Source organism: Bacillus sp. R86525 (assembly GCF_042466195.1).
Classification (GTDB): Bacteria; Bacillota; Bacilli; order Bacillales; family Bacillaceae_G; genus Bacillus_A; species Bacillus_A nitratireducens.
On the sequence record NZ_JAXHPX010000007.1, the window covers coordinates 4,067,847 to 4,094,389 of the forward strand.

Here is a 26,543-nt window from a genome sequence, read left to right on the forward strand (position 1 = left end):
CGTATTTTTCTCATTTATTATTTTTTTATTGCGTTATACAAAAATTGTGCATATTGTTCACGTGTTACGAAATTATCCCCTAAAAAGTTCCCATTCCCGTCACCTTTTGATATATTATTATCCGCTAAAGCTTTCACATATCCTTCTGCCCAATGACCGGTTGGTACATCTTTAAAGTTCACTTTATTATTTCTATCTTCTTTTAACTGAAATACTTTATGTAATACTGCAGACATTTCATATCGAGTTAATACTCCATCTGGACGAAACCCCCCAGTACCATCTCCTTGCATAATTCCAGCTTGCGCAACTGTAGCAATATCTTGCTCGAACATATGCCCTTTCGTATCTGTAAATCTCTCTTTCTGCTCTACTTTATTTTCTAATTTCAAGTACCTTTGTACTAAAGACGCAACTTGTCCACGAGTAATACTATCCCCAAATCCAAATTGTCCATTTCCATATCCCTTGAAAATATTTTCTTTCGCTAAATAATTAATTGCTTCTTCTGACCAATGTCCTTTTGGTACATCTTTAAATTCTACTACTTCTACTTTTTCATCTTCTTTAGAGGTATTGTCTTCTTTAGAAGTGTTATCCCCTTTACTTTCTACTACATTTTGAATAACAGACCCTGTGAAGAAGATCCCTGTATCCGCAAATGGATCTTTCACTCCAAATTCATATACCTTCTCACCTGGCGTACTCCATTTAATTACACCGTTACTATACGTACCACCATCACTCTTCAATCGAATTTTCGTAGAAATTCCACCATCTTTTTCATATATAGGCACTTTCACTTCTTTATTTACTTCTGCTTCCTCTAGAAATACTTTTTGATTTTGAACATTAATATAAGCTTTCTTACTTAGTTCTATTACTGGTCTAACATCGCGGATTTCATTTGCAACAAAACTTAAATATACTAACTTATTCAAATTACTAACTGGCGATAAGTCTGAAATATAATTTGCTTCTAAATCAAGCTTTTGTAAGTTTACTAGATTTGATAATGGCGTAATATCCTTTAACTCATTATTAGGTAAATCTAATTCTGTAAGCTGAGTCATTTTAGTAAGTGGTGTCACATCTTCAATTTGGTTTTTCCCGATAAATAATTTATTTAATTGCTTCATTTGATCAATACCCGATAAATCTTTAACCTTATTACGCGTTAATACTAAGTCCTTTAAAGGTAATGAATATAACGGTTTAATATCTTCAATTTGATTACCTGCTAAAGTTAAGTATGTTACATTTTTCAACGCGCTTAATGGAGTAACATTCGTAATTTTATTATTTGCTAAATTCAAGTAATCTAGTTGTTCCATTTTCGCTAATGCTGTTACATCTTCTATTTGGTTGCCTGATAGATATAAACTTTTTACATTTTTCATTTCAATTAGTGGTGCAACGTTTGTAATTTTATTATTACTCAAATCAAGGGATTCTAAATTATCCATCTTAACAAGTGGTGTTACATCTGAAAATTCATTACCACGCAAAGCTAAATGATTTAATTGCTTTAAATTCGCAAAGAACGATGGATCTGTTATCTTCGCATTCGCAACTGTTAAAGATTTTAAATTTGGCATATATTTTAATGCACTATAATCAAGAATCTCATTCGTATTTAAAAACAAGTCCTTTACTTGTAATAACTCTTCTTTCGTAATTGGTGTATTTAAATCTTTTCTATTAAATACTTTTTTATTAACAAGTTCTCTTAATTTGTTATCTGTTATCATATTTTGACTATCAACTGGTGTATCCGTTTCCGTATTGCCTAAATTAGAGTTATCATCTGGTTTCTCTGTTTCTTTTTCGCCTACAGTTGGATCTTTAATTTCAAATTGAACTTGATATTTGTGATCATATCCAATAGCTGGAATAAATATATGCATTTGCATATTGTGCTTCTGCTCAAATTCGCCAATTTCAAATTGGACTACTTTCGTTCCATTTTTTCTTTTGTCTTCTGACAGAACCTTCACATCATGAAATACACCAGGTTGATTTCTATCTTCTATTCTAAGATATTGAAAATAATCGCTATCTTGCATTGTTACAGTAACAATTTTTTTCCCGTCTTCAATTGCTACTTTAGGATTTTTTATGTACTGAGAAACCATAGATGGCTCATCTTTTTGATCCTTATATATTTTAATCTCAGTATCATACGTGCGATCACTGGCTGCTGCTAACGACTGGTTTGCTTCAATTTTTATTGCTGCTAATGCTGGAGTAGAGTATGCAGCAAATGGAATAGCTAATGTTGTTGCTACTACTAGAGCTTTAATATAACTTTTTTTCAAAATAATATCCCCTTGTCTTATATATATTTTAATTGATAATCCCTATCAATTACTAACATAATAAATGATAATGAATCTCATTATCATTGTCAATGAGAATATTAAATTAAGTTTATATTTCCATAGATACAAAATAAAAAACCCTTTACTCAAAGGGCTTTTTTACCTATCGTATGAAGAATTTCACTTTTTTCCTTTTCATTAATAACGCCAATTTTTTGCAAAATGTTTGCATACAATACAAGTTTATTATATATCCGTTCTGACATACTTCCCCTTCTTTCCTTCGACCAACTTTTTTTGTATTGGTAAATTATATGAACGAGATGAGAAAATGTGTCCACTTTTTGCATAAATACAAATCTTTTATTTTGTTACTTACTGATAGTAAAACTCCCACCTAAAAATTAGGTGGGAGTTTAGATGTATTCAATTCATTTAGCAAATTGTCCATTGAATATTATGCTTTTTGATTTCCTCTTCAAAACTATAGGGCATTTTCTTATCACAAATTACATGTTGAATACGCGAAAACGCTGCTATTCGGTAATTTCCTTTTACCCCTACTTTTGTATGATCACATAAAATATATGTTTTCTCCGCTAATTTCATCATCGCTTCTGACAGTTTCGCCTTTTCTAATTCAAAACTAGAAACCCCAAAACCAGGCAACAATCCATCAATCGAAACGAATGCTTTATGAAAATGAAATTGCTGGATTACTTGTTGCGAAATAGACCCCGACACACGTGAATGTTTTGGGGATACTTTTCCACCAATAAATAAAACTTCACCGTGAAACATCTTTTTATTAATAGAAGATATTAATTGTGTTGCTACTGGAAATGAACTTGTTACAATCGTTAAATTTTTACGATGAACAAGATATGGTACCATTTGAAGTGGTGTACTTCCATCATCAATCGCAATAACATCTCCATCTTCTACAAACGTTGCTGCTTTATACCCAATTCTTTTCTTCTCTTCTATATGCAGCATCTCTCGTTCTAACATGGGCGCCTCTATTCCAGCTCCTGGAAGTTGAACGGCTCCACCATACACTTTCTTCAACTTCTTTTCACGATCTAATTCTTCTAAATAACGGCGAATCGTCTCTGTTGATACAGCAAACTCTCTCGCTAATTCTGAAACTTTTACTTTCCCTTTAAACTCTACCTTCTCAAGAATTGTTCGCTTTCTTTCTTCACCTACTACAGACATAGCCTCACCCCATTTATATCTACCTCATAAACTGCCTTACTTATACAAAGTTATAATTTTCTTTTTCAGTGAAAATCTCTTCATGAATATAAATACCACGCTTTTCTAATTCGTCAAAAATGATTTGTGGATTTTCAAAAGCTTCTTCAGGAGTAATAACACCAACTTTATTAACTACTCCTTTTGCAATTAACTCTGTAGCGACTCCGAATGGGATTCCAACATTTCTTGTATAAGCTCTTAATTTCTCCCAACCTACTACAGAACCATCAGATAACGGATGTGTATGATATAACACATGTCTTTGTTTTTCATTATTTTTCATACCTACTACCTCTACATGAAGTGCATAACCATAAAGCTCTGTTTCTTGTCCTTCTTTCGATTTTAGTAGATACTTCGAAATACAATCCATAATACCTATTTCTTTACCGTTTATTTCAATTTGATCATTACGCAATATACCATAATCATATAAAGCACGAATGAGCTGCATATTTTGCTCAGGCCAAGTACCTCTCGTTTCTATCAGCACAACACCTTTGTCCTCCAGTGCCTTCGCCAACGTAATCGTTTCTGAATGCGGGATTATATACTGCGTTGTTTTTCCATAAGGCGCTGGTAATTCGATTTCTCTTGGGCGCGCAAACGGAGGTACTTGCTTAAATTCACCGTCTTCATACACTGTACGCGATGGTAAATGTGGATCATATTCATATGTCGTTGTTTCTGTAATTGATGCAGAAAAAGCAATCGGACGATATGAGCCATGGCTTACTCGAACTGACTCTACAGTATCTAGCTGATTTGCTGCATGCATAGCCATCATTTGCGTTACACCTGGTGTCATACCGAACCCAGGTAAACATGTTTTTCCGTTTTGAACAAATATAGAATGGGATTCATTTTCTTCACCAAATCCATTCAAGTTCACACCGTGACAGCCGGCATCTGCAATACAACGAGTGGACAAGCCATTTAACTTTATCGTCGTGCCGTCCATTACAATGTCATAGCCTTTCATTTTTGCAACAGTATCCTCATGATTTGTCACATCGACTTTTACAAAATCAACGCGAGGATCGTTTAACCACTCTACTACTTTTCGGCCTTCTTCTTCATTGAAATCAGCAACAGTAATTGTTCCAAATGATGAGAATTGGACTAAATCTAAAATTGCTTCACGACAAATTTTCCCTGCCCCACCTAAGCAAAATACTTTCACCCTATAACAACTCCTTTAGCAATACTATCAACTAAACGATTAATGTCTTCTTCATGTACATCACCGATATTTCCAATACGGAACGTGTCTATTTTCGAAATTTTCCCTGGGTAAATAACAAATCCGTACTGCTTTAATTCGTTATATAATTGCTGAAATTCAAATCCTGCTTCTGGATAAATGAAAGATGTAATAATAGGAGATTGATATTTTTCATCTACTAGTGGCTTAAATCCGATTTCTCCCATTCTGTTCACTAATAATTTTTGATTGTTATAATATCGATTGTAACGAGCTCTTACTCCGCCCTCTTTTTCTAGTTCCAGGAGCGCTTGATAAAAAGCGTGTACAACATGTGTAGGTGACGTAAAACGCCATTTTCCATTTTGATTTTCCATCGTTTCCCACTGATCGTATAAATCTAATGATAATGAACGTGCCTGCCCTTGACACTTCAACAATTCATCACGCTTTGCGATAACAAAGCCGAATCCAGGCACACCTTGAATGCACTTATTTGCACTACTAATTAAAAAATCACTTTGTAAATCAGCAATGTCTATTTCAATACCGCCGAAACTACTCATTGCATCAACAATTGTAACTTTTCCATACTGCTTCCCTAATTTACATACATCTACAATTGGATTAATAATACCTGTCGTTGTTTCACAATGAACAACGGCAATATGCGTAATCTCTTTATCTTGTTGTAATAACTTTTCTACTTCTACAATATTAGTAGGCTCCCACTCTTCTGTTTGACTGACCACCACATCTATATGTAACATCTCCGCCATTTGCACAATCCGTTTTCCATAGGCACCATTTGTACAAATAAGGAGCTTTCCATTTGTAGGAATAACAGAACCGATTACTGCTTCAACCGAAAAAGTACCACTTCCCTGCATTAAAACTGTTGTGTACTTTTCTTCTTCCTTTGTTGCTAACGATACAAGCCTATTTCTTACATCTTGCACCATCGTATTATATTCAACATCCCACGTACACCAATCGTATAACATAACTTCTTTTACAGTTTTTGTTGTCGTTAATGGTCCTGGTGTTAATAATAAATAGTGATTTTCATTCATGATCGTGTGCCCCCCTTTATGAAATAATAAGTTCTTGTTTCTCGATATGTTCAATTACGTTTTCGAGCTCCTGCATCGTTTCAATTGTAAAATGAGCCCCATTTTCAATGAAACGATTACGAACTACTTCTATTTTTTCACGAAGCTCTAACGGATCCATATTCCCAACTTCCTCTTCCGTTAAACCGAGCTCACTACTACCGAGGATTACACCAACTGTCCACATTCCAGCATTTCTGCCCTCTTTCATATCTGACACGGTGTCTCCAACTTTTATCATATGATTCATTGGATATATACCTAATTCCATCGCATTTTTATAGCACATCCACGGATACGGACGCCCTGCTGGAACATCATTTGGCGTAACAAGAAAATCGGGCTTATACCCTTGTAGTGCTGCTTCTTTTGCTACAATATCCATCATTTCTCTCGTATATCCAGTTGTTGAACCAATTTTAATGTCTTTTTCACGCAATGAAGTAATCACTTCTTTTACACCATTAATCGGTACCGCATAGCGTGGCAAAATAGCAAAGAGAATTTCTTCAAACTCTTCATACATCTCCTGAATATCTTCTTCTGTTGGTAATTGTCCGAAGACACGTTTCCACTCATTCGAAATACGGGACATTTCCGTTAATGCCCTAACATGATCAATTTTCAATAATCCCATTGGTTTGCGAGCTTCTTCTGTTGTAATTTCAACACCGCGTTTATTGAAGATTTCCATAAATACTTCCAGTGGTGCAAAACATCCGTAATCAACTGTCGTACCTGCCCAATCAAAAATAACTGCTTCTATTTTCATTCAATCCATCACCCTTCTTATTTATCCCACTATTCGCCGGCAGTAAGACTTCCCCCTCAAAATTCGGCTGGAGCAAAGAAGTTAAGTGGGAGATCAACTGCCCGTAAACGCCCGATTGGTTCAACTAATAATCAGTGCTGGAGGAACAACCCCCCCCCCCCACAAATTAAAGTTTCACTTTATCTTTTTTGCCATTGTGACGTTCGGTTGCGAAGTGCTTTTGTTCCCCACTCGTATACAACTCTCACTACAATATTTGTAACAACAATAAGTACACTCATTGCAGCTGCTGGTGCTACATTTCCTGCATCATCCATATTTACAATTGAGACAGCAGCTAGTTTAAAATCAGCCGCATACAAGAACACTACTGCCGATACAGTTACCATTGAGTTTACGAAGTAGTACATAACCATTTCTAAAATGGCTGGTAAACACATCGGTACCGTTACTCGAAAGAAAGTTTTATAAAACGGTATGCTCATCGACTGCGAAACAAGCTCAAACTCTCGGTCTAGTTTCTTTAAAGCCGTCGTTGCCGTAACGAATGTTACAGAGTAGAAATGAATGATATTTACTAATACTAAAACGGCAATTGTGCCATATAAAGAATGAAACGGATTTGTTATTGAAAGTCCTAGAATTTGAATTGTTGGTTGACTGAAGAAAAAGACATACCCTAATCCAAGTACTAATCCAGGAATCGCTAACGGTACAATTGAGAAGAAATAACCTACTTTTCTTAAAAATTGTAGCTGTTCTATTTTTTCAATCGCATAAGCGAACACAAATGTTAAAATCGCCCCGATAACTGCCGTAACGGCTGAGACAATTACACTATTTTTAAATGCTTCAAGTCCGTCTCCTGTCAAACTTGAAAAATTAAAATGCTCAAATGTAAAACTCATATTATATGGCCATATTTTCACACTTGCAGCAATACCAACTGCCACAAATAAAAGAATGATCATAAGCGTTACTACGCTACAATATACGAATGAAATAACATCTCTTTTCTTATTATTTATTATTCTGTAAGGTACTGCTTTTGAAGATAAGAGATTCGCCTGTTTCCTTTGCGTAATACGATCAACTGCAAATGCGAAAATGGCTGGGATTAATAAAATCATTCCGACAGTTGCGCCCATGGACATATTTTGCTGTCCAATTACTTGCTTATATACGTCAGTAGCAAGCACATTATATTGTCCACCAACAATTTTGGGTGCCCCAAAATCAGTGAAACTAAGTGTAAATACAACGAACATCGCACTAATTAATCCGTATTTCACACTAGGTAAAGTAACCGTAAGAAACTGCTTCGCTTTACTTGCACCTAACATATTAGAAGCTTCATATAAACGATAATCAGAACCTTGGAAAGCAATTAATAAAATAAGAAATGCTTGTGGAAATGTATACATAACTTCAGCCATTACAATTCCTACTGGTCCGTATAACGGTATTTGTATTCCTTCAAATAAACCAAACATCCCTTTTGTTATTAACCCTTGATTACCAAATAAATATGTAAGCGCAATACCGTGCATCATCGTCGGTGCGAATAATGGTAATAATGCTACGTATTGAAATACGCGCTTTCCAAAAACATTGGTACGAGCAATCGCATATGCATAAGCGAACGCGAGTGTAACTGAAATAATTGTTGTAGCGCCCGAAATCCATATCGTATTTTGTAATGATTGTACTAGCGTTGGTGTTGTGAAATATTTACTGAAATTCGCAACACCAATGAAAGCTCCGTCTTTATCGTAAAAGGCTTGTGTAAATAATTGTAATAGAGGCAATACAAGCATGATAAAAAATGAAAGAAGCATACCAATAATTAATAGTCTTTGTATCCACTCTTCTTTACCGATACGTCTTTTAATCTTTTTTTTCGCACTTTCTACCTTTAAATTTTCTAATATCTCCATCTATACAATGACCTTCTTTCCATATGACAACATATGATTTTCTGAGAAAGAGATTTGAATTGGCTTTCCTTTTTTAATAGCAGTTGCCTCTACTTCTGATGCCAATATATCCACTACGATTTTCTCATTATAAAGGTGTGTTTTCTCTTCTATGACCCGCACTTCCGTCCGGTATACAGAGCCGCGAAATTCCATGCTTTCTACAACTGTTTTAATACCATTATTTTGTACAACTGTTACATGTTCCGGACGAATTGCATGTTCTTCGTTATTTTTCGAAAAGAAATTAATAGAACCAATAAAATCTGCCACAAACGGATTGGCTGGTCTTTGATAAATCTCCTCTGGTGTTCCAATCTGCATAATTTCCGCATGATTCATTACAACAATTTTATCAGCCATCGTTAATGCCTCTTCTTGATCATGCGTTACCATAATAGTTGTTACTCCCACTTTTTCTTGCAAATCGCGCATTTCTCTACGTAACTTTTCACGCACTTTTGCATCTAAAGCTGATAACGGCTCATCGAGTAACAAAATATCGGGAGACAGAGCGAGCGCACGTGCAAGTGCTACTCGCTGCTGTTGTCCACCAGACATTTGAGCAGGATATTTATCTTTTACATTCAGCAAATCAACAAGTTCTAACGCCGATAGCGCCTTCTCTTTTACTTCTGCTTTTCCATATTTTTTTGTCTTTAAGCCATATTCAATATTTTCAAGTGCTGTTAAATTCGGAAATAATGCATACGATTGAAAAACCATTCCGAAGTTCCTCTTTCCAGGTGGTAAAGCTGTAATATCTTTTCCATCCACAGCTATACTACCTGTTGTTGCCTCTTCTAGCCCTGCTAAAATTCGAAGCAATGTTGTTTTCCCACAACCACTTGGGCCTAATAAACATACAAACTCATTTTTTTTCACAGTAAAAGAAATATCTTTTAACGCTGTAAATGCATCAAACTTTTTTTGAATGTGTTGAATTGATAAATATTCGCTCATTTTTTCTCTCTCCCACTCACTTACTTTTTCGGTTCTGCTTTTTGACCAAACTCTTTTTCCCATTTTTCTAAAATTTTGTCGCGATTTTCTGCTGCCCACTTAAAGTCATTCTTTTTATATAACTTTTCTGTCACATCTTTAGGGAATCCATCTGGAAGTTTATAATCATTTTTAATTGTCGCAAATCCATTTTTCTCGAAGTATAACTTCATTACATCATCTGTAATTGCCCAATCTAAAAATGCTTGTGCTAATTTATCATTTTTTGCATTATCTTTTTTAATAAGTGCGTTCGCTTCTACTTCCCAACCTAATCCTTCTTTCGGCAATACAACTTCAACTGGTGCACCTTTTTGTTTCTCTTTCAAAGCACTATAAACCATTGACACACCAACTGGGTATTCACCTGCACCTGCTAATTTCGCTGGTTTTGAACCTGAATGAGTATAAGTTGCCATATTATCATGAAGTTTCTTCATGTAATCCCAGCCCTTATCTTCTCCCATAATTTGTAGCCATGCAGAAACTGTTAAAAATCCTGTTCCAGAAGAAGCTGGATGTGGCATAACTAGCGTTCCTTTATATTCTGGTTTCGTTAAATCTTCATATGATTCTGGCATCGGTAAATTTTTCTTCTTCAATTCTTCTTTATTCACAGCAATCCCCGTCATAAATGCAGTATTTCCTACCCATTTTTCTGGTTGCTTATCATCTTTAAATTGCGGAAGAACACGATCTGCTCCTTTTGGAGAGTATCCTTTTAACATATCTTTTTTATCTAAAGCTAATAGACTAGACGCTGCAGTTCCCCATACAACATCTGCTTGGGTATTTTTTCCTTCAGCTAGCAATTTCGCAGTAATTACTCCTGTTGAATCACGTACAATGTTCAACTTCACATCTGGATATTTCTTTTTAAAAGAATCAAGATAAATTGGTACAAGTTCTTCTTCGATCGCTGTGTAAACAGTTAATGATCCAGATAATTTATCATCTTTTACTTTCGCCCCAGCACTTTCTTCTTTCTTTGCACCACACCCCATTAATAACGAAAATACCATTCCAGTTGCTACAGCTTTAAAGATTGTTTTTTTCACTGTCTCTCTCTCCTTTTACAAATCTTATGTACAACTCAAATATAAACAACTAGTGTAAAAGCAGTATTAAACCAACATTAATCTTTTGTTTGTTGTTTGTTTTTGTGTAATACGTTGCTACTTCTATGTTTTTTCGCATTTTTCTGCTAATATCAACCGTGAAATTTACAAATAATTAAAAAAACCTTTATAATCCCACAAAAAAATGAGGCGTTTGTAAAAAACGCCTCATTTTTGTTTACCTTTTTTTGAATTACGATTTGCGTACTTCGCACTATTTTCTCCTTCATACTCTACTGCAAATTCTGCATCGGGTAAGCTTTCTTTCGGAGTTTTATTATTATTAATTGCTGCATTTTGTTTTACTTTTCTTTTTACCAACATACTCACCTGCTCTCACTAAATAACTTTCTATTCTAGTTTGAAACAACTCAAAGGAATTATTACTGGGAAGTGTTAACAAGTACATAAGAGCTTATATATGGAAATACTACATACGAACAAACCATTACAAAAAGGAGCGATGACTTTGAAGGAGAAAGAAACGATCCAATCGCCAATTTTAGACGAAACGCTCCCTCATCAAATGAACTTTCCATCTTTTAAAGGCACAGGAAAAAAGATGCAACAACCTTTTATAAATCAATATGATGTTGTAATTGGAGACAGTAAATACGATTCCACTAACAGTCCTCTTAATAATTGGAGTGATGAGGTAGATCCTGCCATTATGGCTGGGGAAGAATGGATACATCCTACAAATGATATTGGATGGATTTCAGAAGAAAATCAAGAACTACTTAAAAACGAAGTTGATAAAAAAAATGATGCTTTTATGCATCCTCAATTTGGAATTAACGACTAAAAAACCATTCTACCTAACATAGGTAGAATGGTTTCATACTATCCAATAATAATTCTCTCTTTCGGATATTTATAGCGAGGTGGTTGCTCTCTTCCTCCACTAGCTAATATAAATGTTAAAATACCGACGCGTCCGATAAACATAAGTACAATGAGTACAAGTTTACCAACAGTTGTTAAATCGGGAGTAATACCTGTTGATAGTCCCGTCGTCCCAAAAGCAGAACAAACTTCAACTATTAAGCTCATAAGTGGTACATTTTCTGTAATGGATAAAATAAATAGCGCTGAGGCACATAATAAAATCCCCATCGTCATAACGACAGATGCTTTCAACACATCCTCTTCATGTAGCTGACGTTTGAAAACTCGGACTGTTCTCCCGCCCCTTGCAAATGTATATAACGATAATATACTAACAGCAAATGTTGTTGTACGTATTCCACCCCCAACTGAGCTTGGAGATGCTCCAATGAACATTAAAATGCTCATAAATAAAAGCGTTGGTTGGGATAATTCACGTATGTCCATTGTAGCAAGTCCACCACTTCGCGTTGTCACAGATTGGAATAACGTATAAAATACAGTTTCATGCCATGACTTTCCTATTAAAAAATGATTTCGTTCTAATAAAAAAATCATAATTGTTCCAACAATAACGAGTACAAAAAATGTCGTTGTCGTCAATTTCGTAAATAATGAAAAGCGAAACAGTTGCTGTCGCCTTTTACTAAGGAATTGCTTTACTTCCATTAACACCGGGAAACCAATAGCTCCTAAAATAATAAGCAACATATGAATCATTTGAACAATATAATCTTTTTTGTACGGAATAAGTGATTGTCCTGTTAAATCAAATCCTCCGTTCGTTGTTGCACTCACAGCGGCAAAGAAACCGTGAAAATAAGCTTCTTGCCAAGTCGGGAAATATAGTAAAAATCTTGTACCTAACAGTATCGCTCCAATGAGTTCTATCGAAATAATTACAATTAAAATAGAACGCATCAATTCTACAAGGCCCGATAAATTTCCTTGGTTATGGTCTGCCATAATTAACCTTCTTCTTTGCAAACCAATCTTTTTACCCGTTATTATCCAAACGAATGTACCAAGTGCCATAATTCCTAATCCGCCTAATTGTAAAATCAAGGCTAAAACAATAATTCCTGCTGTTGTAAACGTATCTGAAATAGTAACAACAGAAAGTCCCGTAACACTTACGGCACTAACAGATGTAAACAGTGCATCTATAAATGTCCATTTCACACCAGGCTTCGTAACAAATGGCAAACTAAGTAAAATTACCGATACAACTACCGCTAGTAAATAAAATACAACGATAAGTTGCACGGGGCGTAATTTTTGTAAAAACTTTTTTATATCTCTCATTCCATCACTTCGCTACCTTTTTCTATCGATTAAATAAAGAAAAATCATCACTTTCTTTATTTGTAAATAACTGCTGAAATAGTTTCGCAAATACCATTCCGTATACAGTTCCATTTCCCCCATACGGCAGTGCGTAATATAAATTATGTATTTCTTTATCTTCTTTTAAAATAGGGAGACCATCATGACTGCCACCAAATGCTGCTGCCCAATAGTACTCTGCCTGTATATTTTTATACTGCGGGAACATTTCTTTTACAATGTTAATAAGGATATCACGCTTATGCAATAATTTCGTATCACCGATTGGTTGAATTTGCATCGCTTCATCTAACCCACCAACAATAATGCGGTTTTGATACGTTCGAAAATATAAGTAAGGCCGCGCTGTTTCCCAAATTAATGATTGCTCATGCCAGCCTTCAAATGAATCCACCTTATTTGTCACAACTGCATAAGATGTTTCCACTGTTGTATTTTTTTCTTTCTTTCCGAAAAGTGCCTCATAACCTGTCGCCATAATAATATTCTTTGCTACGATTTTATTTCCTGTGTTCGTGTAACAAATTAAATCATTTTGGATTTGTTTAATATGTAATGCCTCTGTATGCTCATATATAGTAGCTCCCATTTGATTTGCTTTATGCAAAAGGCTATGCGCTAATAAATACGGATTCACCTCGGCATCACCATGCGTATATAACGCTGCTTGTTTTGTAAATGAATACTTCTTCTTTATATGTGAATCAGTAAAATATTCAACCGGGAATCCATAATGACGTAACGTATTATATTCCTCTTGTAAAAATGAAATATCCTCATCTCTACTTGCATAATACAAACTATTTCGTGGAATAAAATGGGGATCAATATCGAGAGTTGGTACAACTTTCTCCATTGTTCTAAGCGCTTCATAACAAAGTCTATATGCTCGTACCCCTTTCTCTTCACCAAATGTATGAATAAGAGAGGTCAACGATTTATCATGAACAAATTGTAATAATCCTGTATTTGCAGCTGTGCTACCACATGCAATTGCTCTTTTTTCAATGAGCATAACACGCATTCCAATTTTCGCTAACGAATATGCTATATGTGCACCCGCTTCTCCACTTCCAATTACTAGCACATCACATATCATATCATTTTCTAACGTTGGATAACAAGGTACAGAAACTCCAGCATTCCAAAACAACTTACCAGTCATAAGCTTCATAATTATACTCCTACAATGTATTTTTCTCCTCCCTATGTTTTGTCATTTTCCATAAAAAAATCCAACTAACATACGCTAGTTGGATTTCTTCTTTTTAATTAGAACGCTCTTCAAGCCAATTCCCAACCGTCGGATATGTTTGCTTTACAGCCGTTCCACCATACACAATAGACATATGTCCTGTTGGTAAACATACATACTGTTTATCTGTGCTAGAAATATGATCAAGTAAAGCCTCTACTTGACATGGCAAAGCAATATGATCACGTTTCGCGGAAATATTTAAGACATTCGCCTTAATATTTGCAAGGTCTACCTTTTGTCCGCGAATAACGAGTTCACCCTTCACTAATTTATTATTTTGATAAAAATCACGAATCCATTGTCTATAAGATTCACCTGGGAATGGAATACCGTCACCAACCCATTTTTGAACTAACTTCCAGCTTTCGACGAAGCGCTCATTTTCTGAACGATCGACTAAAGCAACATATGGACCAACGAAGTTTGTAATTGGTTTTAACATCTTATTTCCGAAATCAATCATTTCTGGCGGAATATTTCCGAATGTATCAACCGCTTTATCTAAATTGAAATATTTCTCATCTAGTAAAGGACCGTATAATCCTGTTTCAGAGAAATCAAAAGGACTTGTCATAAAAATCAAGTTACGAATTGGCATGTGCGGATGAAGTGCTGCATAAATAGATGTTAATGTTCCACCCATGCAATAACCAAGTAAAGAAATCTCGTCCGATTTTGCAGTTCTCATTACTTTTTTCACTGCTTTCGCAATATAATCGAACACGAAATCATCAAATTTCAAATGACTATCTTCTAAACCAAATGTGCCCCAATCAAGCATATATACATCAAAACCACGATCTACTAAATATTCCACTAAACTATTTCCTGGAGTTAAATCCATAATATATGGTTTATTAATAAGAGCATATATTAATAAGATTGGAACTCTCTGCGTTTTTTCTTGTTTTGGAATGTAACGATACAGCTTCGTTTTATTCTTCGTCCAAATAACCTCTTTCGGTGTTAAACCAACTTGTGGTTCTGGTTCGCGTAATAAAATTTCACTCGCTCTTTTCACACGACGATATGCTTTGCGATATTCTTCTGGGTACAACTCTAATTGCTTTTCCCATTCTGTTACGAATGTAGTCATTTTTTTATCCCCTTTTCGGTCGATTTCTTTCTAAAAAAAAGAAGTGCATTCCTGCTATGGATATGCACTTTTTTCTTACTTCATTACATGTATAATCCGCCGTTAATGTTTAATTGCTGACCAGTGATATACGCACCGTCACGGCATAGGTATACTACACCTTTTGCAATTTCATCAGCTTGACCAAAACGTTTTTTCGGGATTTTCGCAACGATTTTTTGACGAACTTCTTCTGGTACTTCTGCTACCATTTCAGTATCAATAAATCCTGGGCAAATTGCGTTTACAGTTACATTTGTTCTAGCAAGTTCTAACGCTAATGATTTTGTAAATCCTAACATACCTGCTTTTGCTGCTGAGTAATTTGTTTGTCCAAATCCACCAGCTTGGCCAATAATAGAAGAAATACTAATGATTCTTCCTTCCTCTGCTTCCGATATGTATGGAAGTACTGCGCTTGTCGTATTGAATACGCTGCTTAAGTTCACGTCAATTACGCGCTCCCAATCTTCACGATTTAACTTCTTGAATGTACGATCTCTTGTAATACCAGCATTATTAACAAGAATATCAACTTTACCAAAATGATTCACAGCTTCTTCTACAAGTCTGTTTGCATCTTCTACTTTAGAAACATCCGCTTGAACTGCATAAACGTCATGTCCTTCTTTTCCTAATTCATTTACTAAGTTTTCAGCTGCTTCTTTACTGCTGTTATAGTTAATAACAACTTTTGCTCCCTCTTCTGCTAATGCTACTGTAATTGCTTTTCCAATTCCTTTTGCCCCACCTGTTACGATTGCTACTTTGCCATTTAATTGAACCATTTCTTTTCCCCCTTAAATGAATTTGTGAACGATTGTTATGAATCATTTTGGTACTCATACTAATTGAGTCCATATATTAATTATGTTTCGTTGTTTATACATGAAAAGAGATTCTCCCTCTCTCTTTTACACGTTATAAACAAACGCGATTATCATTTTTTATTTTCTGGCTTATTTACAGGCTTTACTTCTTCTTTTACAGGTACTTGTAGTTTAGCTAGTACTGCATTTTGCTTTTCTAGCAATTCTAGAATTTGATCAACTTTCGTTTCTAACGTGCGCATATCTTGTTTTACTTTCGTAACATCACGCTTTAATGTAGGAGCTTGTCCTAATGAATCCACCTTCTCTTCTAGAATTTCCTCGATGTTATCAACTTTATTTTCTAAGTTAATAACAAGCGTAGCTACTCTAGCGATATCCTCTTTCGTTGGCACATTCACTTGTTCTAAATAATTTTTTGTCGTATCATTTAATGCTTTTTGATAAAACAAATTCAAATCTAGAACGCTGCCCATCCAAGCAGAATATTCTTCTGTTTTAATTGTTTCATTGAGCGCTTTTCCCCAAAATGTTTCGGTTTGTTCATAAGCATTTTTCCATGCTTGCAATGGATCGAATTTTTGATCAATCACTTCGCCTACACTCCCTTTTTCGTTTTTGAAACAATTCAACCTATTCACTATTTTCTAATATTCCGAATAAAACTTCAAGTCTATATTTTATTTTTCTTTATTTTCTAACAAATGTGTTGACATTAAAAACAGATAGGTGTAAATTGCACTTATAAGCAAAAAATTCCATCTAACTGATTCATGAGGTGATGTACAATCATGCTACATAATGAACCAGAACACCCAGAAAGTTTGGAAAAAAACCAAGCGAAACAACCAAACTCCATGCCAAAAAACTTCTTAGTTCCTTTCTTACTTCTCTGTCTAAAAGACTGGAGTCTTCATGGTTACAAACTCATTCAAATGCTAATGGACATCGGCTTTTCTTCTGTTGACCAAGGTAATGTATATAGAACATTACGCAAGTTAGAAAAAGAAAATCTCATTTCTTCCACTTGGGATACAAGTGAAGGCGGGCCAGCGAAACGAATTTATTCTTTAACAGAATATGGAGAGCAATATTTAACAACATGTGCGACTTCTTTTGAACATTATCAAAATATGTTGCGAACGTTTTTCACGTTATACACCAATGCATTCTTTCCATTTTCTACTTCTCCAGAAAAGGATGAAAAGGATTCTTCATCTTCACCTGGTGGTACAGCAGAGTAATCTGCGTTCACAATATGCAAAAAAACATTTGGAGGTCAAACAATGGAAACTAAGCCATACGAATTAGTCGATGCATTTTGGAAAAACTGGTCTCAATCTCTTTCCCTCTTCTCTTCAGCTGGGAAACAATTAGAGCAACTTACTTTAGAAACGTTAAAACAACAACAAGACGCTTTGCATAAATTAACATCAGGAGTAGATGAACTAGAAAAAGAACTACATCAATTCACTGCTCAGTTCAATAACCAATATACGGATTACGTGAAGCAATTAACTGGAAACTCCTTAAATGATCAAATTAACGAGTGGCAAGAAAAATGGAATGAGCTTTCTACTCAAATGCACCAACTTACTGTTTCTCCTACGAAAACATCTTTGTCTATTCTTACTCAAACTAGCGGTCAATTTGAAGAAACAACAAAACACTTTATCGAACAACAACAATCGCAACGTGAAGAGGTTCAAAAACAGTTAGAAGTTTTTTTGGGAGAGTTCAAGTCCAAACAACTCGAACTCGCAAAGCAGTTCGAGGAAAACTCAAAAAATCTATTTACTTCCATCAAGTAAGAAAAATGTGGCAACTAACTGCAGCACAAACAAAACTCTTTCTTCCTCCTAATACATCAAGATGGCTTACATTTTTCGATATGGAAAAGAAGGAGGACAAAATGAATCCATTTCAAGAAGCACAAACTGTTCCGGAGCTTCGTTACGATGAGATTCAAGTCGGTGATCAAGCATCACTAACAAAAAAAATTACGGATGAGGACGTTATCAATTTCGCAAAATTGACTGGAGATGTAAATCCTATTCATATTCTAGACTCTTTTGCAAAAACGACAATGTTCAAAGAACGTATTGCTCATGGCATGCTCGTTTCAAGTTTTATTTCTACCATTCTTGGAACGAAACTCCCGGGCAAAAATACGATTTATTTATCTCAAAACGTTTCATTCCGTGCTCCTGTCAAAATTGGCGATACACTTCGCGTTGTGGCAGAAGTTATAAAAAAACGTGACGATAAAAAAATCATTACGCTGCAAACAAACATATATAATCAATCCGATGATATTGTCGTGGAAGGTACAGCGACAATACTGAAAAAAGAGTAGCAAATTTGCTACTCTTTTTTTCTATCCAAGAACTTCTAAACACACCGATTACTTCCGTGTATGAGCACGCCGTTTCCACATAAAATAACGGTACCAGTTCAGATAGTACTTAGCTGAACTGGACTACTCATAAGGATGTGTATCAACATGGTAAAAACAAACAAATTACTAGTTCCAGGTGCAGAACAAGCGCTTGAACAATTTAAATATGAAATTGCGCAAGAATTTGGTGTAAGCTTAGGATCTAACACAGCATCTCGTTCTAACGGCTCAGTTGGCGGTGAAGTAACAAAACGTCTTGTTGCTTTAGCTCAACAACAATTACGCGGATAATTATATAACATATGGCTTAGAGGCAGATATTCTCTGCCTCTTTCTTTTTTAACATACATAATAGTTCTTCTTCACATACTAGTAAGAGTAAATTGAAAGGAACGATATGTGACATGAAACGGATTAACATTAGCATGAGCCCTCCCCGTGTTCTTACTTTATCTTTTATTACGCTATCAATTATTGGTACATGCTTATTAAAATTGCCAATTGCTACAACAACGTCTATTTCATGGCTCGATGCCTTATTTACAACGGTTTCTGCTTGTACGGTTACAGGGCTTGGTGTTGTGGACACCGGAAAAGTATTTACCTTATTTGGTCAATGTGTAATTTTAACGCTTATACAAGTTGGCGGCCTTGGCATTATGAGCTTTGCTGTTTTAATTGCAATTATGCTCGGCAGAAAAATTGGTCTTCAAAACAGAATTTTATTACAACAAGCATTAAACCAAACAAATGTCGGTGGAATCATTCGTCTTGCAAAAGCATTATTTTTATTTTCTTTTGCTGTAGAATGTATTGCTACTTTACTTCTCTCTTTTGAATGGGTACCAAAATACGGGATTGCCAAAGGAATCTATTACAGCTTTTTTCATTCTATCTCTGCCTTTAACAATGCAGGCTTTTCTGTATGGAGCGATAATTTAATGTCCCACTCTCATAGCGTTCTCGTCAATCTTGTTATTTCTTCTCTCATTATTTTAGGGGGGATTGGTTTTACAGTGATCGTAGATATAAAAAGAAAGAAAAACTTTAAAAACCTTACATTGCACTCAAAACTTATGCTCTCTTCCACTCTACTCGTCAATATTATTGCTACAGCTTTTATTTTCATATTCGAGTTCCATAATTCAATTTCCATGAGAGGTTTTACACCATTTGAAGAAGGTATGGCTGCTTATTTTCAAGCGGTTTCAACACGTACTGCCGGGTTTAATACTGTTGATATCTCTGCATTATCAAAACCTTCCCTTTTATTAATGATGCTTCTTATGTTTATTGGTGCTGGCAGTGCTTCAACTGGTGGTGGGATTAAGTTAACAACTTTTTTAATTATGTTTTTAGGCGTATTTAAATTTTTGCATGAACAAGATGATATTGTCGTGTTTAAAAAATCCATTAAAGATACGCTCATTGTCAAATCTTTAACGATTACCATTATTTCAATTTCGTTTATTTTTCTTTCTATTTTAATTTTAAGCATCACTGAACGAGTTCCTTTATTAATGAGTGCTTTTGAAGTATTTTCAGCATTTGGAACTGTCGGCCTTAGCATGAATTTGACGCCACACTTAACAATCATCGGCAAAACAATTATTATCTTTATGATGTTTTTTGGAAAGATGGGGCCTTTAACATTAGCCTTTTCATTTGCACGTAAAAAACAAAGAAAAATAAAATATCCAAACGAAGATATTTTAACAGGTTGACAACCGTATAAATTATCCATATAATGAGAGTACAATAGCATATCTCCAAAGGGGAGTAGCGTCCAAGAACTATTTCTTGGAAACAAAGTCGTCATTACGTAGAACTTAGTTCTTCCGGCTTTGTTGGCATTTTCATTACATATGTCTAGCAAGACCTTTGCCTATCAACGGCAGAGGTCTTTTTTGTTTTTACCAATTCCTTCCACCGTTGATGGGCAGGAGTATGGGGAAGCTAAACAGTGGGGACTTCTTCACTTGTTTAGCATTTATAGAAATGAGAGGAGAATGTACATGGATGTATCATTATTATTGGAGTATGGTTGGGTATTACTCATCCTAATTGCACTAGAGGGGATTTTAGCGGCTGATAACGCTCTCGTTCTCGCAATTATGGTAAAACATTTACCAGAAGAAAAACGTAAAAAAGCACTATTTTATGGATTAGCAGGGGCATTTGTTTTCCGATTCGGATCATTATTTATGATTTCGTTCTTAGTCGATGTATGGCAAGTGCAAGCAATCGGTGCCATTTACCTTATGTTTATCGCTGGTAATCACTTATTTAAAACGTATGTTAAAAAGAATACGGATGAAGACACAGAAGAAAAAGAAGCAAAGAAAAAACAAGAGAACTTTTGGTGGACTGTATTTAAAGTCGAGGTTGCTGATATTGCCTTCGCAGTTGATTCAATTTTAGCTGCTGTTGCATTAGCAATGACTTTACCAAAAACAGGATTAGGTACAATTGGTAGTCTTGATACTGGGCAATTCGTTGTTATCTTTGTAGGTGGACTTATCGGATTAATCATTATGCGATTTGCAGCAACTGCTTTCGTACAAATATTAAAACGTAAACCAGGACTTGAAACTGCAGCATTCTTAATTGTAGGTTGGGTTGGTGTGAAGTTAGCAATCTATACATTAGCACACCCTGCATTAAATGTAATTCCGCATTCATTCCCAGAGTCTACTCCGTGGAAACTTACATTCTGGATTGTATTAGTTGGAATCGCAGTTGGCGGTTGGTTCTTCTCGAAAGAAGTAGAAGTAAAAGTAGAAAAGAATTTAGACGAAAAAGCGCTGTAATTACAGCGCTTTTTCTTTTTTGTTTCAATTCCCTCTCTATTTTCAGAAAAATTTCCATTATACTACTTTCTGTAAGCGTTTTCTCAATTTATGTATGTCCTTTTTGTGAAACATTGCACAAACTTATTGAAACTATGAACAATTCCATGTACTTTATTCATATAAGGAGTATTTATAGATGATGTACTAAAGGAGCGTATTACTCATGCTAGAACAAGGATTAGATTATGTTGTCAAACTGGCTAAGAGCAAAAAGCAAATGCTAGATACAAGTCCAATGCAATATTTCATTCGTGCGGCACTTGCGGGTATTTATATCGGTTTTATTATTGTACTATGTTTTAAATTAGGTAACTTTTTTCACATTGCAGATTCACCAGCAACTTATTTAGCTGCTTCTATGTTTTTCGGAATTGCTCTCGTACTTATTATATATGGCGGTGCTGAATTATTTACTGGCAATACAATGTACTTCACAGTGGCAACTTTAAGAAAAGAAACAACTATTTCTGATACACTTCGTAACTGGGTTGCTTGTTATGCAGGTAACTTAGCTGGTGCTTTATTCTTTGCCTTACTATTTTACGCAACTGGAATTTTCGAAGCAATTGATCACAGTCATTTAATGAATAAAGTCGTTGAAGGAAAAATGAATACACCTACAATGCAATTATTCTTTAAAGCAATTTTATGTAACTGGCTTGTCTGCCTTGCTTGCTTCTTACCTTCTCAAGTTAAAGGTGACACAGCAAAAATAATGGTTATGATGCTACTTGTTTTCACATTCTTCTTATCTGGTTACGAGCATAGCATTGCAAACTTATCACTCTTTGCTTTATCTTTAGTTTCACCACATCCTGAAACAATTTCTTTTTCAGGTGCTATTCATAACTTAATTCCAGTTACAATCGGTAACATTATTGGTGGGTCCGTATTTGTCGGTATGGTATACCACTACGTAACAAAGAAAGCACCTGTTGTTGAACAAGAAGAAACTGAATTAGTCGCAGCTCAAACAGAGGAAATCATACCTTTACAAGCACATATGAAACATTAAAAACTCCAAAGTTTTACTTTGGAGTTTTTAGCTCCCTACATATTTCAAGGCAATACAAGGATTAATATCCCCTTCTTCCTTCCCTCTCTCTATTCTCTGTTTCATCTGATGCATACCGATGACATCATTTGTATGAAGGTGAATTTCATTTACATATAAACCTTCCCTACAGAAAGCTTCTACAAAATCTAACCCACTTTTTTTTCGCCATCCCATATTAAAATCGAGGGAAATAATATTTATCTCATTATCCCTAACCATACGCAAGGCTAATTCTACTGTAGTTGCCAAAACATATCCGTACGGGCAACTTCTTTGATCATCCATATATACATTCATTTTCTATCTCCCCTCTATTTTGCATATGTAACCAACACGTAACATATTGCTCCAAGGCTAATAAAAGGTCCAAACGGAATTGGAGTTCTTATCTTTATACGTTTTAATGCTATACCTATTCCGAAAAAACACAGGCTAAAGCAAGATGCTAAAAATAAAGTTATAAAAATACCTTTCACTCCTATTATAAATCCGAGTAACGAAAGTAGTTTTACATCACCTCCGCCAAGACCCGCTGGATAAATCTTTTGCATGCAATATAACAAAATAAATATAGTTCCACTGCCGGCTATACTATCTATCCAAGTAACTAACGGTACAAAAATACATTCTAAAATAAGCAAAAAAGCAAACCAAATTAAAATGCGATTAGGTATTAACATATATACTAAATCTGTAACTGAAATAATAAGCAGTAAAGAAATGAGCGATAAAATGATTATGAGCTCCTGTTCTATTCCAATTACATATACAGTAAGAAAAAATAAACTCCCTGTAACGAATTCAAATACTATGTACAAACTTGAGATTTTTCTTTTACAACTCGTACAACGCCCTTTCTGCATACAAAATGAAATGATTGGAATAAGTTCTTTCGGCTTTAACGTATACTTGCAGTAGTGACAATACGAACGCGGTGTAATAATAGATTCACCTACTGGAACCCTCATTGCGATTACCATAAAAAAAGAACCAAACACCATACCCACTAACCATGCATATAAATAAGTGAACATCCCTTCCTCTCCTTTCCAAAAGAACATAGCAAAAAAAGGAGAGAACTTCTACTTCATATTATCTTTATTCTATTAAAAAAGCATGCCGTTTTCCGCCTGCTTTCCCCTATTTTATACGATGAAATATACTGCTTTTAATGGTCCGTGAACTCCGACAACAAGGTTCATTTCAATATCTGCAGAGTTACTTGGTCCTGTTATAAAGTTAATACAAGATGCAACTGCTTCGCCATTTTCTACACGTGAGTTCATATCCTGAACTGCTTGCGTAATACGAGGTACAAGTGTTTCACGTGGAATAATAGCAAAGTATACAGTCGGTAAAAAGTGTAAAGAACGCCCTTGACCTTTATGACTCTGTACAACAATCGTACCAGATTCAGCTAAAGTATAATCACTAAATGCGATTCCAATATTCGCTTTTTCCGCTATACGCATATTCTCTTCTTTTTTCTCAGGATCCCATACATTTACTTCAACATTTTGCTTTGGAAGCTCTTCTTTAAATAAAGAAGTCAATCCATAGGAATCAAAACGTTCATCTGCTGATAACATAATAGGTCCCCCGCCGTTTTCAACGATTACCTTTTGAATATCTTCGCGTAAACGGTCGTTTGTCGTTTCCACAACAGTCGTATGAATGTTTGTACATTGATTTTTAAATACTTCTAACAATTCTTCTTGTGAATAGTCTTTTAACGTTTCGACATTCACATTACTTTTCCATGCTGGACGTTCTACGCCTTCTGTTTTACGTGCGCGTCCAAGTTCTTTTGCGATATTATCTAGAAAGGACTCACGGTTTTGAATTAATCCTGTCATTATTTGTCCCCGCCTTTCTTATGATCTTTATACCAATCACGGAATCTTTCTTTACTTGGAGCCGGGAATTCACGAATATCTGTCCAGTTTTTAAGTGGTCCAACGCCTTTTGATACACGGTTGCCAGATGTAAATGGACTCATTGCTGCTGGTGCCATTTTTGATCCCATTTTATATAAAGCTGCTGAAGAAGCACCCATACTAAACATTTTCATTGCTAATTTTTCTGCAAGTGGCGCGCGGCCTTCTTGCTCAACGATAACTTGACGATGTTTTAATAATAAATCATGCAATGGAATTTTTACTGGACAAGCTTCTGTACATGCTCCGCATAAACTAGATGCATAAGGAAGTTCTTTGTAATCATCATATCCACCTAGAAGTGGTGTTAACACTGCACCAATTGGCCCTGAATATATAGAACCGTATGAATGTCCACCAACGTGACGATATACAGGACATACGTTAACACAAGCAGCACAACGAATACATTGCAATACTGAACGGAATTCCGATCCAAGAATTTGAGAACGGCCATTATCAACAACGACTAAATGAAACTCTTCTGGTCCATCTACCTCTTCCTCTTGAATTGGTCCTGCTACTGTTACATAACTTGTTAATTTTTGACCTACTGCACTACGACATAGTAAACCAACTAAAACATCTAATTCTTCCATTGTCGGAACCATACGTTCCATACCCATTACTGCAATTTGAGTTTTCGGAATCGACATAACAAGATCGGCATTACCTTCGTTCGTTACTAAACAAAGAGAGCCAGTATTTGCAACAGCGAAGTTACAACCTGTAACACCAATTTCCGCATCCATAAATTTTTCACGAAGTTGTTTACGAACAAACTTTGTCATTTCGTATGGATCATCAGAATTTTCATAGCCAAGTTTTTCTTTAAACACATCGCGAATTTGCGTTCTATTTTTATGAAGTGCAGGCGCAATAATATGTGAAGGTGGATCGTTATCTACTTGCAATATATACTCTCCTAAGTCACTTTCTAACACTTCACAACCAATTTCTTCAAGCGCATGGTTCATACTAATTTCTTCAGTTACCATTGATTTTGATTTTACAACTTTTTTCGCTTGTTTCTTTTTCGCAACGTCTTGAATGTACTTTGCCGCATCCTCTTTCGTTTTTGCAAAGTAAACGTGACCGCCTCTTTTTGATACATTTTCACTTAACTGCATTAAATAATAATCAAGATTCTCTAACGTATGTTGACGAATTTGTTCACCTAGTTCACGCCACTCTTCCCAGTTTCCTAATTCGTCTGCTGCTTTTAATCGATTTGTATACAATCTCGTTTGTGCAGAAGATACGGCTCCCCGCATAAACGAATCTTGAATTCCATCGCCTACGCGATCATTAAATTTTTTCTCACTGATTTTCATAGACATAGCTTATGTTCCCCCTTCATGAGCGACTATTCAGTACCTCAGCAATATGCATTACTTTTACTTCTTTACCTAAACGCTCAATACGTCCGCCAATGTTTAACAAACACCCACAATCTGCACCGATTAAATAATCAGCACCTGTTTCCATTACACTATCTACTTTCTCATCCACCATTTGCTCAGAAATAGGTGTCATCTTAACTGAAAACGTTCCCCCAAACCCACAACAATTTTGCTCGTTTGGCAGTTTTCTTACAGTTAATCCTTTTACGTTTGATAATAAAATCCCTGGTGCCTCTTTTACTCCGAGCAGGCGTGTCATATGACAGGATTTATGAATAGTAGCAATCCCTGGTAAACTTGCACCAACGTCTGTAACTTTTAAAACATCTACAATAAATTGTGTAAATTCATATGTTTTATCAGCAACCTTTTGTGCACGTTTAGCCCATTTGGGATCATCTTTAAAAACATGCGGATACTCATGAAACATTGTCGCACAAGAGCCAGATGGCGTGACGATATATTCTGCATCTTCGAAAGTTTCAATCATATGTTTCATCGCTTCTTTTGCTGCTTCTACATGGCCGCTATTATAAGCAGGTTGACCACAACAAACTTGCGCTTCTGGAAATTCAATTTCACAACCTAAACGCTCCAATACTTCAACTGTTGCTTTACCGACGTTTGTTTCAAACATATCGACTAAACAAGTAACAAATAAAGTAACTTTCAT

At 35.4% G+C, this 26,543-nt stretch carries 27 protein-coding genes and 1 riboswitch; of the genes, 8 read left to right on the forward strand and 19 right to left on the reverse strand.

Translation table 11 applies throughout. The annotated features are described in order from the left end of the window. Positions 1 to 17: 17 nt before the first annotated feature. From SJY24_RS23685 to SJY24_RS23725, 9 genes are all read right to left on the reverse strand, one after another. Positions 18 to 2,318: an NEAT domain-containing leucine-rich repeat protein gene (locus tag SJY24_RS23685; protein ID WP_377866385.1), complete on the reverse strand. Its 2,301-nt coding sequence runs from the start codon at positions 2,316 to 2,318 to the stop codon at positions 18 to 20. Positions 2,319 to 2,756: 438 nt separating this feature from the next. Further along, positions 2,757 to 3,539, reverse strand: a complete 783-nt coding sequence (locus tag SJY24_RS23690; protein WP_098763079.1) for a DeoR/GlpR family DNA-binding transcription regulator — start codon at positions 3,537 to 3,539, stop codon at positions 2,757 to 2,759. A gap of 40 nt (positions 3,540 to 3,579) precedes the next feature. After that, entirely contained in the window at positions 3,580 to 4,764 is a 1,185-nt protein-coding gene (locus tag SJY24_RS23695) for a saccharopine dehydrogenase family protein (protein ID WP_377866386.1), read from the reverse strand. After that, entirely contained in the window at positions 4,761 to 5,858 is a 1,098-nt protein-coding gene (phnW, locus tag SJY24_RS23700) for a 2-aminoethylphosphonate--pyruvate transaminase (RefSeq protein ID WP_377866387.1), read from the reverse strand. The genes SJY24_RS23695 and phnW overlap by 4 nt, the downstream gene beginning before the upstream one ends. A 16-nt stretch (positions 5,859 to 5,874) precedes the next feature. After that, positions 5,875 to 6,669: a phosphonoacetaldehyde hydrolase gene (gene phnX, locus SJY24_RS23705; RefSeq protein ID WP_377866388.1), complete on the reverse strand. Its 795-nt coding sequence runs from the start codon at positions 6,667 to 6,669 to the stop codon at positions 5,875 to 5,877. Positions 6,670 to 6,848: 179 nt separating this feature from the next. After that, positions 6,849 to 8,606 carry a putative 2-aminoethylphosphonate ABC transporter permease subunit gene (locus tag SJY24_RS23710; protein WP_377866389.1) on the reverse strand — a complete coding sequence of 586 codons (1,758 nt, stop codon included), beginning with the start codon at positions 8,604 to 8,606 and terminating at the stop codon, positions 6,849 to 6,851. Next, entirely contained in the window at positions 8,607 to 9,608 is a 1,002-nt protein-coding gene (locus SJY24_RS23715; protein WP_377866390.1) for a putative 2-aminoethylphosphonate ABC transporter ATP-binding protein, read from the reverse strand. A gap of 20 nt (positions 9,609 to 9,628) precedes the next feature. Beyond that, entirely contained in the window at positions 9,629 to 10,705 is a 1,077-nt protein-coding gene (locus SJY24_RS23720) for a putative 2-aminoethylphosphonate ABC transporter substrate-binding protein (RefSeq protein ID WP_000750898.1), read from the reverse strand. A gap of 228 nt (positions 10,706 to 10,933) precedes the next feature. Next, positions 10,934 to 11,089, reverse strand: coding sequence for a hypothetical protein (locus SJY24_RS23725; protein WP_000960560.1), 156 nt, complete (start codon positions 11,087 to 11,089; stop codon positions 10,934 to 10,936). Positions 11,090 to 11,186: 97 nt separating this feature from the next. Here SJY24_RS23725 and SJY24_RS23730 point away from each other — a divergent pair, with 97 nt between their 5' ends. Then, on the forward strand, positions 11,187 to 11,570 hold the full coding sequence (locus tag SJY24_RS23730) for a DUF3905 domain-containing protein (protein WP_000404296.1): 384 nt from the start codon (positions 11,187 to 11,189) through the stop codon (positions 11,568 to 11,570). Positions 11,571 to 11,608: 38 nt separating this feature from the next. Here the strand turns inward: SJY24_RS23730 and SJY24_RS23735 are convergent, their stop codons facing one another. The 5 genes from SJY24_RS23735 to phaR all read right to left on the reverse strand — a co-directional run bounded on the left by SJY24_RS23735 (position 11,609) and on the right by phaR (position 16,816). Beyond that, complete coding sequence (locus SJY24_RS23735; protein WP_377866391.1) at positions 11,609 to 12,958, reverse strand: TrkH family potassium uptake protein; 1,350 nt, start codon at positions 12,956 to 12,958, stop codon at positions 11,609 to 11,611. Between the two features lie 22 nt (positions 12,959 to 12,980). After that, positions 12,981 to 14,174 (reverse strand): NAD(P)/FAD-dependent oxidoreductase, encoded by a 1,194-nt coding sequence (locus SJY24_RS23740; protein ID WP_377866392.1) that lies wholly within the window; start codon positions 14,172 to 14,174, stop codon positions 12,981 to 12,983. 94 nt (positions 14,175 to 14,268) lie between these two features. Further along, positions 14,269 to 15,354: a class III poly(R)-hydroxyalkanoic acid synthase subunit PhaC gene (gene phaC, locus SJY24_RS23745; RefSeq protein WP_071744751.1), complete on the reverse strand. Its 1,086-nt coding sequence runs from the start codon at positions 15,352 to 15,354 to the stop codon at positions 14,269 to 14,271. An 83-nt stretch (positions 15,355 to 15,437) separates the two neighbouring features. Further along, positions 15,438 to 16,181, reverse strand: a complete 744-nt coding sequence (locus tag SJY24_RS23750) for an acetoacetyl-CoA reductase (RefSeq protein WP_000250406.1) — start codon at positions 16,179 to 16,181, stop codon at positions 15,438 to 15,440. A gap of 152 nt (positions 16,182 to 16,333) precedes the next feature. Continuing rightward, entirely contained in the window at positions 16,334 to 16,816 is a 483-nt protein-coding gene (gene phaR, locus SJY24_RS23755; RefSeq protein ID WP_098499884.1) for a polyhydroxyalkanoic acid synthase subunit PhaR, read from the reverse strand. A gap of 198 nt (positions 16,817 to 17,014) precedes the next feature. On the opposite strand from phaR, the gene phaQ reads away from it, so the two are divergent. From phaQ to SJY24_RS23790, 7 genes are all read left to right on the forward strand, one after another. Next, entirely contained in the window at positions 17,015 to 17,467 is a 453-nt protein-coding gene (gene phaQ, locus SJY24_RS23760) for a poly-beta-hydroxybutyrate-responsive repressor (protein ID WP_000903018.1), read from the forward strand. 42 nt (positions 17,468 to 17,509) lie between these two features. Continuing rightward, positions 17,510 to 18,034, forward strand: coding sequence for a polyhydroxyalkanoic acid inclusion protein PhaP (phaP, locus tag SJY24_RS23765; protein ID WP_000448577.1), 525 nt, complete (start codon positions 17,510 to 17,512; stop codon positions 18,032 to 18,034). Positions 18,035 to 18,135: 101 nt separating this feature from the next. After that, positions 18,136 to 18,579, forward strand: a complete 444-nt coding sequence (locus tag SJY24_RS23770) for a MaoC family dehydratase (protein ID WP_001067911.1) — start codon at positions 18,136 to 18,138, stop codon at positions 18,577 to 18,579. A gap of 147 nt (positions 18,580 to 18,726) precedes the next feature. After that, on the forward strand, positions 18,727 to 18,912 hold the full coding sequence (locus SJY24_RS23775; RefSeq protein ID WP_000241212.1) for an alpha/beta-type small acid-soluble spore protein: 186 nt from the start codon (positions 18,727 to 18,729) through the stop codon (positions 18,910 to 18,912). Between the two features lie 113 nt (positions 18,913 to 19,025). Beyond that, positions 19,026 to 20,345: a TrkH family potassium uptake protein gene (locus SJY24_RS23780; protein WP_098499885.1), complete on the forward strand. Its 1,320-nt coding sequence runs from the start codon at positions 19,026 to 19,028 to the stop codon at positions 20,343 to 20,345. Between the two features lie 38 nt (positions 20,346 to 20,383). Next, a riboswitch (yybP-ykoY riboswitch) is annotated at positions 20,384 to 20,558 on the forward strand. A 78-nt stretch (positions 20,559 to 20,636) separates the two neighbouring features. Further along, positions 20,637 to 21,431 carry a TerC family protein gene (locus SJY24_RS23785; protein ID WP_000383309.1) on the forward strand — a complete coding sequence of 265 codons (795 nt, stop codon included), beginning with the start codon at positions 20,637 to 20,639 and terminating at the stop codon, positions 21,429 to 21,431. Between the two features lie 205 nt (positions 21,432 to 21,636). Continuing rightward, a complete protein-coding gene (locus SJY24_RS23790) occupies positions 21,637 to 22,488 on the forward strand; it encodes a formate/nitrite transporter family protein (protein ID WP_000893054.1) in 852 nt (283 codons plus the stop codon). Between the two features lie 27 nt (positions 22,489 to 22,515). On the opposite strand, the gene SJY24_RS23795 is transcribed toward SJY24_RS23790, so the two are convergent. The 5 genes from SJY24_RS23795 to SJY24_RS23815 form a co-directional block, all read right to left on the reverse strand. Beyond that, a complete protein-coding gene (locus SJY24_RS23795; protein WP_377866393.1) occupies positions 22,516 to 22,827 on the reverse strand; it encodes a cyclic-phosphate processing receiver domain-containing protein in 312 nt (103 codons plus the stop codon). A gap of 14 nt (positions 22,828 to 22,841) precedes the next feature. Next, positions 22,842 to 23,564, reverse strand: coding sequence for a prepilin peptidase (locus SJY24_RS23800; RefSeq protein WP_377866394.1), 723 nt, complete (start codon positions 23,562 to 23,564; stop codon positions 22,842 to 22,844). Positions 23,565 to 23,675: 111 nt separating this feature from the next. Beyond that, positions 23,676 to 24,386: a LutC/YkgG family protein gene (locus tag SJY24_RS23805; RefSeq protein ID WP_097830148.1), complete on the reverse strand. Its 711-nt coding sequence runs from the start codon at positions 24,384 to 24,386 to the stop codon at positions 23,676 to 23,678. Beyond that, on the reverse strand, positions 24,386 to 25,807 hold the full coding sequence (locus SJY24_RS23810) for a LutB/LldF family L-lactate oxidation iron-sulfur protein (protein ID WP_000061921.1): 1,422 nt from the start codon (positions 25,805 to 25,807) through the stop codon (positions 24,386 to 24,388). The genes SJY24_RS23805 and SJY24_RS23810 overlap by 1 nt, the downstream gene beginning before the upstream one ends. Before the next feature lie 16 nt (positions 25,808 to 25,823). Continuing rightward, positions 25,824 to 26,543: a (Fe-S)-binding protein gene (locus SJY24_RS23815; RefSeq protein WP_000869146.1), complete on the reverse strand. Its 720-nt coding sequence runs from the start codon at positions 26,541 to 26,543 to the stop codon at positions 25,824 to 25,826.

What these genes read in the sequence shown, in the direction of transcription:
- SJY24_RS23740 (WP_377866392.1), bottom strand. Translation starts at nt 14,174, where the DNA reads ATGAAGCTTATGACTGGTAAGTTGTTTTGGAATGCTGGAGTTTCTGTA.
- SJY24_RS23730 (WP_000404296.1), top strand. Translation starts at nt 11,187, where the DNA reads ATGGAAATACTACATACGAACAAACCATTACAAAAAGGAGCGATGACT.
- SJY24_RS23780 (WP_098499885.1), top strand. Translation starts at nt 19,026, where the DNA reads ATGAAACGGATTAACATTAGCATGAGCCCTCCCCGTGTTCTTACTTTA.
- SJY24_RS23690 (WP_098763079.1), bottom strand. Translation starts at nt 3,539, where the DNA reads ATGTCTGTAGTAGGTGAAGAAAGAAAGCGAACAATTCTTGAGAAGGTA.
- SJY24_RS23790 (WP_000893054.1), top strand. Translation starts at nt 21,637, where the DNA reads ATGCTAGAACAAGGATTAGATTATGTTGTCAAACTGGCTAAGAGCAAA.
- SJY24_RS23815 (WP_000869146.1), bottom strand. Translation starts at nt 26,543, where the DNA reads ATGAAAGTTACTTTATTTGTTACTTGTTTAGTCGATATGTTTGAAACA.
- phaP (WP_000448577.1), top strand. Translation starts at nt 17,510, where the DNA reads ATGGAAACTAAGCCATACGAATTAGTCGATGCATTTTGGAAAAACTGG.
- SJY24_RS23750 (WP_000250406.1), bottom strand. Translation starts at nt 16,181, where the DNA reads ATGGTTCAATTAAATGGCAAAGTAGCAATCGTAACAGGTGGGGCAAAA.
- SJY24_RS23735 (WP_377866391.1), bottom strand. Translation starts at nt 12,958, where the DNA reads ATGAGAGATATAAAAAAGTTTTTACAAAAATTACGCCCCGTGCAACTT.
- SJY24_RS23710 (WP_377866389.1), bottom strand. Translation starts at nt 8,606, where the DNA reads ATGGAGATATTAGAAAATTTAAAGGTAGAAAGTGCGAAAAAAAAGATT.
- phnW (WP_377866387.1), bottom strand. Translation starts at nt 5,858, where the DNA reads ATGAATGAAAATCACTATTTATTATTAACACCAGGACCATTAACGACA.
- SJY24_RS23725 (WP_000960560.1), bottom strand. Translation starts at nt 11,089, where the DNA reads ATGTTGGTAAAAAGAAAAGTAAAACAAAATGCAGCAATTAATAATAAT.
- phaC (WP_071744751.1), bottom strand. Translation starts at nt 15,354, where the DNA reads ATGACTACATTCGTAACAGAATGGGAAAAGCAATTAGAGTTGTACCCA.
- SJY24_RS23785 (WP_000383309.1), top strand. Translation starts at nt 20,637, where the DNA reads ATGGATGTATCATTATTATTGGAGTATGGTTGGGTATTACTCATCCTA.
- SJY24_RS23800 (WP_377866394.1), bottom strand. Translation starts at nt 23,564, where the DNA reads ATGTTCACTTATTTATATGCATGGTTAGTGGGTATGGTGTTTGGTTCT.
- SJY24_RS23795 (WP_377866393.1), bottom strand. Translation starts at nt 22,827, where the DNA reads ATGAATGTATATATGGATGATCAAAGAAGTTGCCCGTACGGATATGTT.
- phnX (WP_377866388.1), bottom strand. Translation starts at nt 6,669, where the DNA reads ATGAAAATAGAAGCAGTTATTTTTGATTGGGCAGGTACGACAGTTGAT.
- phaQ (WP_000903018.1), top strand. Translation starts at nt 17,015, where the DNA reads ATGCTACATAATGAACCAGAACACCCAGAAAGTTTGGAAAAAAACCAA.
- SJY24_RS23810 (WP_000061921.1), bottom strand. Translation starts at nt 25,807, where the DNA reads ATGTCTATGAAAATCAGTGAGAAAAAATTTAATGATCGCGTAGGCGAT.
- SJY24_RS23775 (WP_000241212.1), top strand. Translation starts at nt 18,727, where the DNA reads ATGGTAAAAACAAACAAATTACTAGTTCCAGGTGCAGAACAAGCGCTT.
- SJY24_RS23805 (WP_097830148.1), bottom strand. Translation starts at nt 24,386, where the DNA reads ATGACAGGATTAATTCAAAACCGTGAGTCCTTTCTAGATAATATCGCA.
- SJY24_RS23770 (WP_001067911.1), top strand. Translation starts at nt 18,136, where the DNA reads ATGAATCCATTTCAAGAAGCACAAACTGTTCCGGAGCTTCGTTACGAT.
- SJY24_RS23715 (WP_377866390.1), bottom strand. Translation starts at nt 9,608, where the DNA reads ATGAGCGAATATTTATCAATTCAACACATTCAAAAAAAGTTTGATGCA.